Below are 15240 nucleotides of genomic sequence, written 5' to 3'. Positions count from 1 at the left end.
TTGTACCAGCATGTATATTAGGCTTTTGAATCTGATACAAAATACAAAAAAGGGAGTAGATAAACTTGCGTTTCTACTCCCTTTTATTAACATTTAATTCTTAAAAAGACTTTTTCAGTGGCCTCAGGCTTAACAGCTGGGCTTTTTTTTAATAATCTTGCCACAGTTCCAGTGTGTCCTGATGAAATTTAGCTCCTTTTAAATTTCCCTCTTGAAACCATTCACAATATACTTCTTTTAAATTGTTATTACCAGGTCACCTGATTTAAATTTTTGTTCCATATTAAATTAAATTAAATTAAATTTTTGTTTTTCTTTTCCTGTTCAATAAAGAAAGCTACAATTATAACCAACAGGCAAAAGAATAGCATAATTGCAAATTTTTGAGACTGTTCTTTATTCCAATTTTTATTAAGAAAAGCCTTCTCCAATAATTCAGCTGCATTTTCTTTAATTATAATTTTACTTTCAAAATCAAGACCGGCATTTAATCCCCAATACTGATGGCTGTTTCTTGCATAGCAATAAACACAGCCGTGTTCACATCCCTGGTAGGGGTTCATAGAAAACATCAAGCCCAAATCAGGACTGTCCACCTTATTTACAATTTTTTTTGCATTTTCAATGAAGAACTGAGTTTTGGAAGAAGGTAAACCAAATTCATCAATTCCTTCAATATGCTCTGATACATACTTTTGTTTAATAAATGGGTTAGCAGGATTGCTTTGAGCTCCTCTCCCTTTAATAGTATTATCATTATACCCTGGCATGTTGCAAAGGTAGGTAAAATAAGACAATGCAGAGGATTTTGAGAAATGGTTTCAAGAAAAATCAGGACGATTCAATTAAAATAAAGCGTTACTTTTAGGAGCATTTTAAATTAGGCTTCCTTTTATCTGAATTTTATTAAGTTTTAAATAAGGGTACAAGAAAAATTAGCGGTAAGGTTGTAATTAATAAATTAAAACTTACCCTCGATTATAATATAATAAAAGAAGCCTTAAGCAGCGATAATGTAATTGTTGTAAACCTTTCCAATGGCAGCAATAACTGAACTCCGGTGTTCTTCTGACCATGAATTGCATAACTGATGATTATTGATCCATTGCAAAATATCTCCTGGTAGAATTCCATAAACCCTTAATCCAGAAAGGCGTTCTGGATGATGATTAATGAACTCGTTAAAATAATCATTTACTGCTGATTCTATAGCCAAATCGTGGCCCTTATCGGATATTTGATATAAACTATTCATCTTATAAGATTTTCATTTAATTATTAAACTAAGTTAAGACAAATTTGAATAGAAAACACATGGGCCAAAATGAATATATTAACAGGTAATTAACAATATTAGTTTTAAATTTTCAATTTTTTTTGTTCAAAATGGGTGAATTGCAATGGATATAAAGAATGTTAAATTTTATTTGGAAATTAAAAAACAATGATTAATTTTGCAGTGTGTTAGTGATCTAATACACTAAGGATAAAAAAATAAATAATTATGATACAACTAGAAGGAATATTTTTCAGGTATAACAAAAAGAAACCCATTTTTGAAAATCTGAATTTGGAAATGAAACCAGGATTTATTTATGGTTTGTTGGGAAAAAATGGGGCTGGCAAATCCACCTTGTTAAAACACATTTTAGGAATGAATTATCCGGATAAAGGAACAGTTAAAGTATTGGGGTATGAGGCCTGTGAAAGAATACCTCAAATGCTGGCTGATATCTATCTTGTTCCGGAGGAATTTGATTTGCCGGGGATTAAAATTAAAACTTTTATTGCCATAAATAGTCCTTTTTATCCCAGGTTCAATGAGGATCAATTTATAAATTATCTCAAGGAATTTGAACTGAGTTTGGATTCAAAAGTCTCTGATCTTTCTTATGGTCAAAAGAAAAAGTTCTTGATTTCTTTTGGTCTTGCTACCAATGCCAGGCTGCTTATTTTGGATGAACCAACCAATGGTTTGGATATTCCATCAAAAAGTCAGTTTCGTAAAATTATTGCTTCTTCCTTAGATCAGGAAAAGCTGATTGTAATTTCTACGCATCAAGTTAGGGACCTAGAAAACCTGATAGATAACATTGTTGTTTTGGAGGATGGGAAAATTATTTTTCATAATAGCCTGGAAGGGATTTCTCAACGCATGTGCTTTGAACAAAATTTAAAGAATATAGAAGGGGAAGAGCTAATATATTCTGAAGAATTATCAGGTAAAACTGCCGGAATTATTAAAAATAATTCAGGAATGGAGGGAAGGGTAGACCTGGAGTTGCTTTTTAACGGATTGGTAAAATCACCTGAAATGATAAATAAACTATTTAATATTTAACTTATGTATCAATTAAACATGCAAAGATTGGGTCTTTTTATTAGAAGACAATCAATAATGAACATTAAATCATTTTGGATAGCCTTGGGAGCAATATCCGGTTTTTTAACAATCCTAACTATCCTTATAGCCTATGTAAACCCTTATGCTCTGGAAAATTTAAAAGCACTGTATATTGTTGTTTTTTATTTTTCTGGCTTAATATTTACCAGCAAGATATTTTCTGAACTGGATAAACCTCAAAAAAGTTATAGTTTGCTCACGTTGCCTGTTTCAAATATGGAAAAAATGGCAGGAGCATGGCTTATTACATCCCCCGGTTTTACCATGATTTATCTACTGTTTATATTTCTGATCATTTCTTTAAGTTCATTGATTTCCGGTGCTGAAATTAGTTTGCGCTACTTTTTTGATTTAGATACCTGGAGATCAGTTGGAGTTTATTTGGTAATTCAAACTTTTTTTATGCTTGGAGCATGTACCTTTAAGGGGAATAATTTTTTGAAAACAATTTTATCCATCCTTTTATTTTGTGTTCTAATTTCTATATTTTCAGCCCTAACAGTATCCTTGATTTTTAAGGGAGGCCAGGTAGATTCTCGCACAATGGACATTGGTTTTACAACATATATTACAGACACTTTTGTTCCTGTAATTTCTTTTTTGTTCTGGTATTTGTTAGGTCCTTTCATGTTGTTGGTATCATTTTTTAAATTAAAAGAAAGGCAGGTTTAATATGGAATTTAAAGAAAATAATCAGGCAATTTATTTGCAAATAGCGGATTATTGTTTTGAGAATATTTTACAAAAAAAATGGATTAGTGGGGATAAAATATCTTCGATAAGGGATTTAGCTGTTGAATTTGAGGTAAATCCGAATACTACAATGCGAACCATAAATTTTTTACAGGATAAAGGCATTATATTCAACAAAAGAGGAATCGGGTATTTTGTAACTGAAGATGCTTACAAAAAGATCAGGGATTTAAAGAAAGAACAATTTATTAAAGAAGATCTCCCCTTGTTTTTTAAAACAATGCATCTGCTGGATCTTTCTCTTGATGATATTGGTAAATTTTATCAGGCAATGAATACCAGCCATACATAAGACTATTGAAAACAGTTAAAAAATTTGACATTTTAGGAGTTAGAAATTCTCAACATAAATGAATTTAACATAGCTATACCGATAAATCGGGATGGCCTTTAAAAAACAAATTATATACATATGAAAACAAGTAATAAATTACTCTTAGCATTTCTTTTTTCTTCATTATTGCTTATTTCCTGGGTAATTGGCACAGCAAAATATTATGAGAAACAAAATTCAAATCAAGTAATTGATTCAACATTTCAGAAATAGATTCAAGAAATGATTGAGAACTCAGGAAATTGAGAGTAAGGAATTGTAAATACTTAAATAATAATTCCATTTTTTTGATAATAATCAATAAGCAAATTTTAATTTTAGTTTAATTTGTGTTAATTTAAAGAAATTTTCTAAAAATCTGTTTCTAAACTAATACACTTTATATGAAAAATTGCTACTTGCTATGTTTTAAAAAAACATTTCTTATTGTTTTATTCTTCTGTATTTCCAATCTTGTGTTTTCTCAACAAGTGTATGAATGGTACCAGGATGGAAAAATTATTTTTCAGTTAAAACCATCTGCAATTATTGATATTCCTTCGGATAACAATGGAAATGCAGATATTAATAAGATAGATTTTTTAAAAAAACTAGAGGATAAATACGGTATTGTAAAGATTACCCAGAAACATCCGGATAACATTAATGTGGCTTTAAAGCTAACATATGAAATAGAGTTTACTAACCAATTTGAAGTTGATGTTTTCACAAAAGAGTTAAGTCAGCTTGATTATATTTTATATGCAGAAAAAAAGGAACTACATAAACTTTTTTATACTCCAAATGACCCTTTATACACTTCTACAAACATGTGGCATTTGTTTAAAATCAATGCAGCTCAGGCATGGGATATATCACTTGGATCATCAAGTGTTATAGTAGCTATTACTGATAATGCCATACAGGTTACTCATAATGATCTTGTGAATAATGTAGTTGCGGGAAGAGATGTTGCAGATGGAGACAACAATACCAATCCACCTAATAATAATACAAGCTGGACTCATGGAACACACGTTGCAGGTACTTCCGGCTCATCTACAAACAATAGTACTGGTGTTGCATCTATTGGTTTTAATATTAAAATAATGCCTGTAAAGATTGCTCAGGATGCTACCGGAACCCTAACTTCAGGTTATGAAGGAATTACCTGGGCGGCCCAAAATGGAGCACATGTAATTAATATGTCTTGGGGTGGGGGAGCATCTTCAAATTATGGACTTACAGTAGTAAATAATGCCTATAATTTAGGAATAGTGCTGGTAGCAGGTGCAGGAAATGATAATGTACAAACCATGTTTTACCCTGCTGCATACCCGAATGTAATAAGTGTGGCTGCAACGGCTTCTAATGATACTAAGTCTAGTTTTTCTCAATTTGGTAGCTGGATTGATATTTCTGCACCAGGTACTAATATTCGTAGCACAACCCTTGGAAATACTTATGGAAATCTTTCTGGAACCTCTATGGCCTCTCCTTTAGTTGCTGGTTTATGTGGATTAATGCTTTCAGTTAATCCTGCCATGACTCCTGCACAAGTTAAGAGTTGCCTGCAGAGCTCTGCTGTAAATATTGATGCTCAAAATTCTGCTTATGTAGGACTTTTAGGTGCAGGTAGAATTAATGCTTATGAGGCTATGATTTGTGCAAATGCTTCAACTGTGGCACTTGATGCTGCTGTTGTTAAAATAAGCTCTCCGGCAGGATCATCTTGCAATGGTGATTTTACACCAATGATAACCTTGAGAAATTTAGGTTCCAATACCCTTACTTCTGTAATAATTAACTTTCAATTGGATGCATTGTCCTCCGACACTTATAACTGGGTAGGTAGTCTTGCAAGTGGTCAAAGCACAAATGTTACTTTGCCAATTCAATCTACTTCCAGCGGAATGCATATACTCTATGTGAATTCTTCTTCTCCTAATGGTTCAACAGATGAAAATACCAGCAACGATAGTTTATTTGTTCCATTCTCTGTTTCATTGATCAATACTTTTACCTATTTGGATGATTTTGAATCAGGAGGCGATTTTTGGTCCCATAGCGCAACTGGAGTGCAAAACACCAATTTAAATGCATCACCTGGGGATAAATGGCAACTTGGAGTGCCAGCTGGTACAGTATTAAACTCTGCTTATTCAGGTACAAAAGTATATGCAACAAATCTTTCCGGAGTTCATGATTACTCTACCTATAATTATTTGCAAAGCCCTTGCTTTGATTTATCCTCATTAATTGAACCACGTGTAGAATTTTACATGGCATTCGTTATTGAACAGGATTGGGATGCATTGTATTTTGAATACTCAATTAACAATGGGGACACATGGACAAAATTAGGTACATCTTCAAGTCCAAATTGGTATAATAGTTCCCTTGTTGGAAACGGAAGTACAACAGGACTTTTGTGTAATGGGTCTCAATGGACTGGTACAAGCTCTACCTGGAAATTGTATGGACATGATCTTCCTTTTCTTGTTGGAGAATCAAGTGTGAAATTTCGTTTCAACATGGCTTCAGATGAATACGAAGAATCTGAAGGAGTTGTAATTGATAATTTTGTTGTTTATGACAAAACAACAACTGGTATAAAAACACAAACGGAAAGTGCAGTAAGCATTTTTCCTAATCCATCTACAGGAAATGTTTTTGTTACTTTAAATGGAAATGAAAGCAAGCAGGTAGAAGCCAAAGTGTATAATTTAATGGGTGAATTAATGGTTCAAATGAATGAAAATAATTTTCAGAACAGGGAAATTAAAATTGACCTTTCCAATTACGCCAATGGAATTTATTTGGTTGAGGTAAGAACCGATGAACAATTAATGGTTAAAAAAATTATGCTGAATAAATAGTAATTTTTTTTACCCATAAAAGGTATACGAAAATTAAACTTTTTTTCGCTTAAGACCTCTAATGACTGGTAGTTTAATTACCGGCCATTAGAGGTTTTTTTTATTTGAAGTTGGATTTTTTATGAAGAAAAATATGAAAACAGGGCAGAATTTGATTTCATACTTTGGTTTGAATATAGGAATATGAAAACCTTCAACAAATGCTATAAAAAAGTTATCGGAATGAATGTGTAGGGGATGGTTATTTCTTTATTTCTGATTATTTTAAAACATGTACTATTTCCCCAACAATTTTTTCTGTTGCCCCTTTGTTTTGATCCACATAGTTTAAACATATTTTCCCTGCTGTATTTAATAAAGGATTATGCAGGATTTTATCCAGTTCTAAAGAATTCTTTATACTAAATGCACCCCTTTTAGAAATTAAATCTTTTGCCTCCTTAAATTTATTGAAGTTGGGGCCAAAAATAACAGGAACACCGAAAGCACAAGCTTCTAAAATATTATGTATTCCTTTTCCAAACCCTCCTCCTATATATGAAATTTGAGCATAAGAATATAATTTTGATAAATGACCAACATTGTCAATTATTAAAACTCTAGCTGATTCCAAAGCGTTGTTTTTTAAATCTGAAAATTTAATAATTTCAATTCCTTTTAATGAATTTTCCAGGTTTTTAATTCGAGTAGAAGAAATTTCATGGGGGGCGATAATAAATTTCCATTGACTTGCATTTTTTTGGATTGCATCAATCAATAGATTTTCGTCTTCAGGCCATGTACTTCCGGCAATAAACACAGTTGAATTAGCACAAAAATCAGCTACTTCCGGCACCGATTCTTTTACAGATGCAGCATAATAAACTCTATCAAACCGGGTGTCTCCAGCTACAGATGAATTCTGAATACCCCACGAATTTAAAAGCTGATGGGATTGTTCATCCTGAAGAAAAATATGTCTTGTTTTTTTAAGCATACTTCTCCACCAACCTCCATAATTTTTAAAAAAATGCTGATCCTTTCTAAAAATTGCAGAAACAATATATAAAGGAATTTCTTTTTTATAAAGTTCATTGATAAAGTGATACCAGAATTCATATTTTACAAAAACTACCATTTGAGGATTTACAATATGAATAAACTTTTCAGCATTTTTTCTGGTGTCCAGTGGAAGATAAAAAACGTAATCAGCAAGGGGGTAATTTTTTCTTACTTCATATCCTGATGGAGAAAAGAAAGTAAGCACTATTTTAAACTCAGGTTTTAACTTTTTAATGGCCTCCAAAACAGGCCTTCCTTGTTCAAATTCACCCAAAGAAGCGCAATGAAACCAAATAATTTCATCGGTTTTTGATATTGATTTTTCAAGATGATTAAAAAGGCCTTTTCGACCTTGAACCCATTTTTTTGCCTTCGAATTAAAAAGGGAGGAAATTCGAATCAGATAATAAAAGACTTGAATTCCAATGGTGTATAAAAAAAGCATTTGCCCTGAATGGATTATCAGTAATAATAAAATTTATTAGGCATTTTTTTATAAAGAGGAATTACCCAGCCTACCTTTATTCCGGACATAAAGTCATTTCTCCGGGTATTGTCTTTCTCCATGGTGTCAAAATTAAAATCCCTCCTGTTTTGAGTCCAGGCCTGAACAAATTCAACCCCACCGTAAAAATTCAAAAGTCTGTTGTTGCTTAAATACATGTAACCAAAAAATTCAGAAACAGCAAGGCCATTTGTTAAACGGTCATACCCTTTTTTGTAATCATTTAAAATTTGTGGAGTATTGTTTTCAGGATTTTCAATCCGAATTTTATGTTGGAGCAAGCCTACACTTGCAATGGCAATGAATCCGCAATTAGGATTTGGGCCTAAAGCAGGAAACAACCTTCCACCTTTTAAAGTACTTAAATGGCCTCTTTCAAAAAAACGGATTTCAGCATATGCGCCATGTTGGTTAATTAGAAAATCATTTTTGGTTGATATGTTTCGAAATAAAGAATCCTCTTTTACTTTTCCACCAAAAATAAAACTGAATTCAAAGCCCCAGAGCCAGTTTTGTTTTGTTTTTTGTAAAAAGGAAATACCAATGCTTGAATTATTTCCAAACCTGTCCTTTAAATTTCCACCAGGAAACTGGTATGCATAATTCGCAACAATAATGGGAGTAGATATTATAGAATCTTCAACATTTACCTGGGAATACGAAAGCAATGAAAAACAGCATGAAAACAAAAGTAAGGCAATGTGTTTTTTCATTTGTATATAATTTATTCGTTTTATAATTATTCCTCAAAGGAACTCATGAATGCTTAAGCATTAGGCCTTTTTATTATCATCCCAATTTATCGGGACAGCTATGTTTATTTATTCCTGTTTGTAAAAAAGTTGTGCCTGGCTGAAATTTTGGCTAAGATACCCTTTTGAACGATATTAGTAAAATCTTATTGCCGGATTTTTGAGCGATTTGAAAATGTTTTTAGGAGTAAAAATGCAATCTTTCAATCATTTTAATACTACTCATTTATTTGAATCATGCACTGAATTTTTCATTTTTGATTATATTCGCAGTCGAATAATCAAAGAATATGAAGAAAATAAATATGGTTGATCTTAAAGGTCAATATGATAAAATACAGGAGAAGATTGATAAGGCCGTAATTGATGTTATTAGATCAACTGCATTTATCAATGGGCCAGAGGTAAAGGAATTTCAATCAGAACTTGAACAATACCTGGATGTTAAAAATGTAATACCTTGCGCCAATGGAACAGATGCCCTGCAAGTAGCCATGATGGCTCTTGGGCTTGAGCCAGGAGATGAGGTTATTACTGCCAGTTTTACCTATGTAGCTACTGCAGAAGTAATGGCCTTGCTTAAATTAACTCCTGTGCTGGTGGATGTAAACCCAGATACTTTCAATATAGATGTAGAAGCACTTGAAAAGGCAATAACTCCTAAAACTAAAGCAATTGTTCCGGTTCATTTGTTCGGACAATGTGCTGATATGGAAAAAATAATGGCTATTGCAAAAAAAAACAATCTTTTTGTTATTGAAGATACGGCTCAAGCAATCGGAGCCCGCTATACTTTTTCTGATGGTAGTGTGAAAAAAGCCGGTACTATTGGAACTGTTGGATGTACTTCATTTTTCCCTTCTAAAAATTTAGGTTGTTATGGAGATGGTGGTGCAATTTTTACCAACAATGATGAGCTGGCAAAAAAAATAAAAATGATTGCCAATCATGGACAATCTGTACAATATTATCATGATGAAATTGGCGTTAATTCCAGGCTGGACAGTATACAGGCAGCTGTTTTGAGAATAAAACTTCCCTTACTGGATCATTATGCCAAGGCAAGACAAAGTGCTGCTGATTATTATGACAAAGCTTTTTCAGCTCATCCTGGAATTCATGCTCCTGCAAGGACGTCTTATTCTGATCACGTTTTTCATCAATATACACTTAAATTAGAAGGAATTGACAGGGCAAAATTAAGGGAATACCTGGCTGGAAAAGAAATACCGGCAATGATTTATTATCCTGTTCCATTGCATAAACAAAAAGCATACACCGACTCAAGATATAAAAGTGGCGATTTCCCAGTAACCGAATCACTTTGCGAAAAAGTTATCTCTCTCCCTATGCATACTGAATTGGATGAAGAACAGCTTAAGTATATAACGGATGCCGTACTGTCTTTTTGAAGGTTAAACGATTTTGACTATATTGCATTGCGATTTTAATAAAAAAAGGAATTAAATAAAAAAAATGGAAATAGCTGTAGTAGGAACAGGATATGTAGGTTTGGTAACAGGAACTTGCCTTGCAGAAACAGGAAATAATGTAATTTGCATTGATATTGATCGGGAAAAAGTTCAAAAAATGAAAGATGGTATTATCCCAATTTATGAACCCCATCTTGATGTATATTTTGAAAGAAACATTAAACAAGGCAGGTTGAATTTCACCACGGATCTTGAAAAGGGGATAAAACATGCTGAAATTGTTTTTCTTGCCTTGCCTACCCCTCCGGGAGAGGATGGCTCTGCAGATCTTTCATATATTTTAGGAGTTGCCAAAGAACTTGGAAAATTACTGAAAAACTACAAAGTTATTGTGGATAAAAGCACAGTGCCAGTTGGAACCGCCGAATTAGTTCGACAGGCAATTGCGGAACATGCAAAGGTGGATTTTGATGTGGTTTCTAACCCTGAGTTTTTAAGAGAAGGATTTGCGGTTGAGGATTTCATGAAACCAGACCGTGTTGTTATTGGTGCTAGTTCCGAAAAGGCAGTTAAAACAATGACTGATTTATATAAGCCTTATGTGCGACAAGGAAATCCAATTATTTTTATGGATGAGCGCTCAGCTGAACTTACCAAATATGCAGCAAATGCATTCCTTGCCACAAAAATTTCATTTATGAATGAAATTGCAAACCTTTGCGAAAAAGTAGGCGCAAATGTAGATATGGTCAGAATGGGAATAGGTTCTGATGAGCGTATTGGTAAAAGATTTTTATTCTCAGGAATTGGTTATGGAGGAAGCTGTTTTCCTAAAGATGTGCAGGCACTTGCTAAAACATCAAAAGACAATAGTTATGATTTTAAAATTCTGAATTCAGTTATGCAAGTAAATGAAAGGCAGAAAACAATTATTGTTTCTAAACTAAAAAAGTACTTTAAAAACAATTTAAAAGGAAAAAAAATAGCAGTATGGGGTTTGTCATTTAAACCTGATACAGATGATATTCGCGAAGCTCCAGCTTTGCATATTATTAATGAGCTTTTAGAACTAGGAGCAACAATTACAGCATTTGATCCGGAAGCTATGAATAATGTTAGAAAGCTTTATGGAAATAAGATTGATTTGAATAACGATCAGTATCAGATGCTAAAGGATGCAGATTGTTTATTAATAGCAACTGAATGGGCTGTTTTCAGAAATCCTGATTTTAATAAAATTGCTGCCTTAATGAAGAATAAAACTGTGTTTGATGGCAGAAACCTTTATGATTTAAATGTAATGAAGGATCATGGTTTTTATTACGATAGCATAGGAAGGGAAATTGTAAATGAACAAACAAATGTTAAGACTTCTCTTGATTGAAATTGCCTTTTTTAATCACTAGAAATGCAAATTCATGATTTGATGTTCTTGCTTAAATTCACACAAAAAGAAGATTACCAATGATCCAGTTTTTATGGGTGTTTTTAGGAGGAGGTTTAGGAAGTGTATCCAGGTATGGAATATCAAAATTAATCACTCATAATTTCAATTTATTCTTTCCATTAGCCACTTTAATAGCCAATGTTTTAAGTTGCATAATTTTAATTTCATTGATGGTTTTTTTCTCTGAAAAAAAGATAATTAACCAAAATATGGAATTATTACTTTTCGTAGGATTTTGTGGTGGATTCAGTACTTTTTCAACCTTCAGTTTGGAAACTGTATTGCTTTTTCGTTCCGGATACTCTGCTTATGCAATATTAAACATTGCATTAAGCCTGGCCATGTGTATTGGAATTGTTTTTATACTTTCCAAAAAATTAACGATTTAAAAATTGCTATGAAAAAAGTTTTTTTATCCCTTTGCTTTTTAATGCTTTTTCAACAAATTTCTTTTTCACAAAAAGCAAAATCAAATGAGCAGCCAAAATTGGTTGTAGGAATTGTGGTAGATCAAATGCGCTACGATTATTTATACCGCTATTGGGAAAAATACGGAAACGATGGCTTTAAAAAGCTAATGAATGAGGGATTCAATTGTAAGAATACAAGTTTCAATTACATGCCAACATTCACTGCACCTGGTCATGCATCTATTTACACAGGAGCAACCCCCTCAATTCATGGTATAATAGGAAACAATTGGTACGTTTTAAAAGAAAAGCGTAAAATTTATTGTACGGATGATGCTAATGTGAAAACTGTTGGCAGTCATACTTTAGCTGGAGTAATGTCTCCTGCTAATATGCTTACGACAACAATTACTGATGAATTGAAAATTTCAAGCAATTTCAAATCCAAGGTTATTGGAATTTCATTAAAAGACAGAGGAGCAATACTGCCTGCCGGACATTCTGCCGATGCTGCTTACTGGTATGATTCCGAAACTGGAAACTGGATAAGCAGTACACATTACATGGCTGAATTGCCTGCCTGGGTAAAACAGTTTAACAATAAAAAACTTCCCTCCAAATATCTTTCTTCTCCGTGGAACACTTTATTGCCAATAGCGCAATATAAAGAAAGCTTTGCTGATGATAATCCATTTGAAGAAGCTTTTAATGGTCAGGATAAACCTGTTTTCCCTCATAATCTTCCTGAAATTGTAAAATTAAAAGGACTTGGACTTCTTCGTGAAACCCCTTTTGGAAATACATTTACCAAAGATTTTGTAATGGAAACTGTAATAAATGAGAATTTAGGAAAAGGAGAAAATACAGATTTTATTGCTGTTAGTTTTTCATCTCCGGATTATATTGGTCATCAATTTGGAACTCATTCCATAGAAATTCAGGATAATTACCTGCGACTAGACAAGGATATTGCCGAACTTATTGCTTTTCTTGACAAGCAGGTTGGAAAGGAAAACTATTTGATTTTTTTAACCGCAGATCATGGGGCTGCGCATAATCCGGGATTTTTAAACCACAATAAAATGCCTGCCGGAATTTTTGATTCATCCAAACCATTGGCTGATTTAAGGCAATTGTTAAATGAAAAATACGGAAAAGGAGATTGGATTTTAAGTTATTACAATGAACAGTTTACTTTTAACAGGAAGTTAATTTTCGAAAAAGGGATTGATTTATATCAGATGCAACAATTTGCAAAGCAGTATCTGATTAATTATCCTAATATTTCGAATGTTTATACTTCTCAGGAATTATCAACATCCGATTTTGTTCACAAACCTGCTTCACTTGTGCAGGCAGGCTTTCACCAGCAGCGTTCCGGAGATGTAGCAATTGTATTGGAGCCAGGTTGGATGGAATTTAATATTAAGGGAACAACACATGGTACAGTCTATAACTACGATACACATGTTCCTTTGATTTGGTATGGATGGAAAATTAAGAAAGGGGAAACCAGTGAACCTTATTTTATTACGGATATAGCCCCTACTTTATCTGTTATTCTTAAAGTTTCAATGCCAAATGGTAATACTGGAACCCCTATTAATGCTGTGTTAAATCCATTATATAAAAAATGAAAAGTTTAGTACTTTTTTTTATTTGTTTTCTTTTATTTTCCTGTTCCCCAAAGCAGTTGTCGGAAAATAATGCCGAAATAAAAAATGACAATGGGCCTAAGGATTTCAATTATGTTTATGAAGATTTTTTCAAGACTGTTTCAAGAGGCGATCGCGATGGGTTTAACAAATATATTCATCCTGTACATGGATTGTATATAATTGAATCACCAGGAGCGCTACCATCAATTGTTAATGTAAAGGACATAGCTGTTTTTAGCCCTCATTACAACGATAAATCATTTTTTGTTTTTGACAGAAGTACAGTAACAACCAAGTTTAATCATGAAGAACTGCCGCTTATCGATTGTGATAATTTCCCTGATTTCTGGACTAAAAAAGGTGTTTTTGTAAAAGAAGAAAACAGGCTTTCAAAAGGAAATTTTTGGGAATTTCTGGATGTGAGTGAGAAAGAAAAAGTGGAAGTCAAAAATCTTGTTGCCACAATTGATGTAACTGTTGTTAATACCTCTAATTACACCTGGTGTTTTTCAATGATTAATATGAAATGGTACATTACATTTATTGATATGCGTGAACCTTGTAGTGCTTAATAAATAGTCTTCCCTCAATTTTTTTCTTCAATTTATTTCCAATTTCTTTAATTCCGTAATAGTTCTATCTATTTCAGAATCATTAATATCTAAATGAGTAACCATTCGGATAGTTTGTTTTCCGAATGCCACCACTTTAATCCCTTTTTTGCCAAGTTTATCAATAAATGAATCAGTTTTAAAAGCATCAATTAACTTGAATACAACAATGTTTGTCTGTACTGGAAATACCTCCTCAACAAAAGGAAGCGCTTTTATGCATTGTTCAAGAATTTTTGCTTTTAAATGGTCTTGCTTTAATCTTTCAATGTTATTGTCTAAAGCAAATGTTCCGGCAGCAGCCAAATAGCCTGCTTGTCGCATTCCTCCACCCAAAACTTTTCTAATTCTTCGCGCTTTTTTAATTAATTCTTTGTTAGCAAGCAATACAGAACCTGCAGGAGCTCCTAATCCCTTTGATAGACACACTGATATTGTATCAAATAATTTTCCATAGTCTTTAGCCGATTCTCCAGTATGGGCAAGTGCATTAAAAATACGGGCGCCATCCAAATGAAAATACAATTTGTTTTGTTTGCAAACTTCAGCAATCTGCCTAACATTTTCAATGTTCCAACAACAGCCTCCTCCACGATTGCTTGTGTTTTCAATGCTAACTAATGAGGATTTTGGATAATGAACATTATCAGGATTTATGTTATCAATAACATTTTCTGCATTGAAAATACCATTAAAGCTATGGATAAGTTTTACCGAAGCCGAGGAGTTAAAAGAAATTCCTCCACCCTCATAATTATAAATGTGGGAGAGCGCATCGCAAATTACTTCATCGCCTGGTTGTGTTAATATTTTTATTCCAATTTGATTGGTCATTGTTCCAGAGGGGCAAAATAGCCCAGCTTCCATGCCAAACATTTGCGCTGATTGTTGTTCCAATTGATTTACTGCTTCATCTTCTTCAAAAACATCATCTCCAACCCGTGCATTAAACATGGCCTCAAGCATTGCTTTTCCTGGTTTTGTAACGGTATCGCTTCTTAAATCAATTGAATTCATTGTAATTTGTTTGAGAG

Annotated in this window: 13 protein-coding genes and 1 pseudogene; 9 read left to right on the top strand and 5 right to left on the bottom strand. The window is 33.1% G+C overall.

All coding sequences use genetic code 11. The features are described from left to right. Positions 1-428 precede the first annotated feature (428 nt). Together H0V01_05165 and H0V01_05160 are read right to left on the bottom strand one after the other, a co-directional pair. Positions 429-770, bottom strand: a pseudogene (locus H0V01_05165) (radical SAM protein). Positions 771-1000: 230 nt separating this feature from the next. Next, positions 1001-1255 carry a hypothetical protein gene (locus H0V01_05160; GenBank protein MBA2582762.1) on the bottom strand — a complete coding sequence of 85 codons (255 nt, stop codon included), beginning with the start codon at positions 1253-1255 and terminating at the stop codon, positions 1001-1003. A gap of 249 nt (positions 1256-1504) precedes the next feature. Here H0V01_05160 and H0V01_05155 point away from each other — a divergent pair, with 249 nt between their 5' ends. From H0V01_05155 to H0V01_05140, 4 genes are all read left to right on the top strand, one after another. Beyond that, on the top strand, positions 1505-2341 hold the full coding sequence (locus H0V01_05155; protein ID MBA2582761.1) for an ABC transporter ATP-binding protein: 837 nt from the start codon (positions 1505-1507) through the stop codon (positions 2339-2341). Between the two features lie 3 nt (positions 2342-2344). Then, a complete protein-coding gene (locus tag H0V01_05150; protein ID MBA2582760.1) occupies positions 2345-3076 on the top strand; it encodes a hypothetical protein in 732 nt (243 codons plus the stop codon). Between the two features lies 1 nt (position 3077). Beyond that, complete coding sequence (locus H0V01_05145) at positions 3078-3449, top strand: GntR family transcriptional regulator (GenBank protein ID MBA2582759.1); 372 nt, start codon at positions 3078-3080, stop codon at positions 3447-3449. 425 nt (positions 3450-3874) lie between these two features. Continuing rightward, positions 3875-6349 carry a S8 family peptidase gene (locus H0V01_05140; protein MBA2582758.1) on the top strand — a complete coding sequence of 825 codons (2475 nt, stop codon included), beginning with the start codon at positions 3875-3877 and terminating at the stop codon, positions 6347-6349. A 259-nt stretch (positions 6350-6608) separates the two neighbouring features. On the opposite strand, the gene H0V01_05135 is transcribed toward H0V01_05140, so the two are convergent. Both H0V01_05135 and H0V01_05130 read right to left on the bottom strand, forming a co-directional pair. Further along, on the bottom strand, positions 6609-7835 hold the full coding sequence (locus tag H0V01_05135; protein MBA2582757.1) for a 3-deoxy-D-manno-octulosonic acid transferase: 1227 nt from the start codon (positions 7833-7835) through the stop codon (positions 6609-6611). A 17-nt stretch (positions 7836-7852) separates the two neighbouring features. Further along, positions 7853-8608, bottom strand: a complete 756-nt coding sequence (locus H0V01_05130; GenBank protein ID MBA2582756.1) for a hypothetical protein — start codon at positions 8606-8608, stop codon at positions 7853-7855. Between the two features lie 329 nt (positions 8609-8937). Between H0V01_05130 and H0V01_05125 the strand changes: the two genes are divergently transcribed. From H0V01_05125 to H0V01_05105, 5 genes are all read left to right on the top strand, one after another. Next, entirely contained in the window at positions 8938-10059 is a 1122-nt protein-coding gene (locus tag H0V01_05125; GenBank protein MBA2582755.1) for a DegT/DnrJ/EryC1/StrS family aminotransferase, read from the top strand. A 64-nt stretch (positions 10060-10123) separates the two neighbouring features. Further along, on the top strand, positions 10124-11464 hold the full coding sequence (locus H0V01_05120) for a UDP-glucose/GDP-mannose dehydrogenase family protein (protein ID MBA2582754.1): 1341 nt from the start codon (positions 10124-10126) through the stop codon (positions 11462-11464). 80 nt (positions 11465-11544) lie between these two features. After that, the gene (gene crcB, locus H0V01_05115) at positions 11545-11916 is read left to right on the top strand and encodes a fluoride efflux transporter CrcB (protein ID MBA2582753.1); all 372 of its coding nucleotides are present in this window, start codon (positions 11545-11547) and stop codon (positions 11914-11916) included. Positions 11917-11924: 8 nt separating this feature from the next. Beyond that, entirely contained in the window at positions 11925-13574 is a 1650-nt protein-coding gene (locus H0V01_05110) for an alkaline phosphatase family protein (protein ID MBA2582752.1), read from the top strand. Further along, positions 13571-14167 carry a hypothetical protein gene (locus H0V01_05105; GenBank protein ID MBA2582751.1) on the top strand — a complete coding sequence of 199 codons (597 nt, stop codon included), beginning with the start codon at positions 13571-13573 and terminating at the stop codon, positions 14165-14167. The genes H0V01_05110 and H0V01_05105 overlap by 4 nt, the downstream gene beginning before the upstream one ends. A 27-nt stretch (positions 14168-14194) precedes the next feature. Here H0V01_05105 and H0V01_05100 read toward each other — a convergent pair whose 3' ends face one another. Then, positions 14195-15223: an aminotransferase class I/II-fold pyridoxal phosphate-dependent enzyme gene (locus H0V01_05100; GenBank protein ID MBA2582750.1), complete on the bottom strand. Its 1029-nt coding sequence runs from the start codon at positions 15221-15223 to the stop codon at positions 14195-14197. Positions 15224-15240 lie beyond the last annotated feature (17 nt).

The sequence above is a fragment of the Bacteroidota bacterium genome (genome assembly GCA_013696965.1).
Taxonomy (GTDB): domain Bacteria; phylum Bacteroidota; class Bacteroidia; order JACCXN01; family JACCXN01; genus JACCXN01.
Note: the sequence above shows the minus strand (reverse complement) of the source record. Positions and strands in the feature narration are given on the sequence as shown.

Bases quoted from the DNA above. Each gene is read 5' to 3' on its own strand.
- H0V01_05160 (MBA2582762.1), bottom strand. From the start codon at position 1,255: ATGAATAGTTTATATCAAATATCCGATAAGGGCCACGATTTGGCTATA.
- H0V01_05155 (MBA2582761.1), top strand. From the start codon at position 1,505: ATGATACAACTAGAAGGAATATTTTTCAGGTATAACAAAAAGAAACCC.
- H0V01_05150 (MBA2582760.1), top strand. From the start codon at position 2,345: ATGTATCAATTAAACATGCAAAGATTGGGTCTTTTTATTAGAAGACAA.
- H0V01_05145 (MBA2582759.1), top strand. From the start codon at position 3,078: ATGGAATTTAAAGAAAATAATCAGGCAATTTATTTGCAAATAGCGGAT.
- H0V01_05140 (MBA2582758.1), top strand. From the start codon at position 3,875: ATGAAAAATTGCTACTTGCTATGTTTTAAAAAAACATTTCTTATTGTT.
- H0V01_05135 (MBA2582757.1), bottom strand. From the start codon at position 7,835: ATGCTTTTTTTATACACCATTGGAATTCAAGTCTTTTATTATCTGATT.
- H0V01_05130 (MBA2582756.1), bottom strand. From the start codon at position 8,608: ATGAAAAAACACATTGCCTTACTTTTGTTTTCATGCTGTTTTTCATTG.
- H0V01_05125 (MBA2582755.1), top strand. From the start codon at position 8,938: ATGAAGAAAATAAATATGGTTGATCTTAAAGGTCAATATGATAAAATA.
- H0V01_05120 (MBA2582754.1), top strand. From the start codon at position 10,124: ATGGAAATAGCTGTAGTAGGAACAGGATATGTAGGTTTGGTAACAGGA.
- crcB (MBA2582753.1), top strand. From the start codon at position 11,545: ATGATCCAGTTTTTATGGGTGTTTTTAGGAGGAGGTTTAGGAAGTGTA.
- H0V01_05110 (MBA2582752.1), top strand. From the start codon at position 11,925: ATGAAAAAAGTTTTTTTATCCCTTTGCTTTTTAATGCTTTTTCAACAA.
- H0V01_05105 (MBA2582751.1), top strand. From the start codon at position 13,571: ATGAAAAGTTTAGTACTTTTTTTTATTTGTTTTCTTTTATTTTCCTGT.
- H0V01_05100 (MBA2582750.1), bottom strand. From the start codon at position 15,223: ATGAATTCAATTGATTTAAGAAGCGATACCGTTACAAAACCAGGAAAA.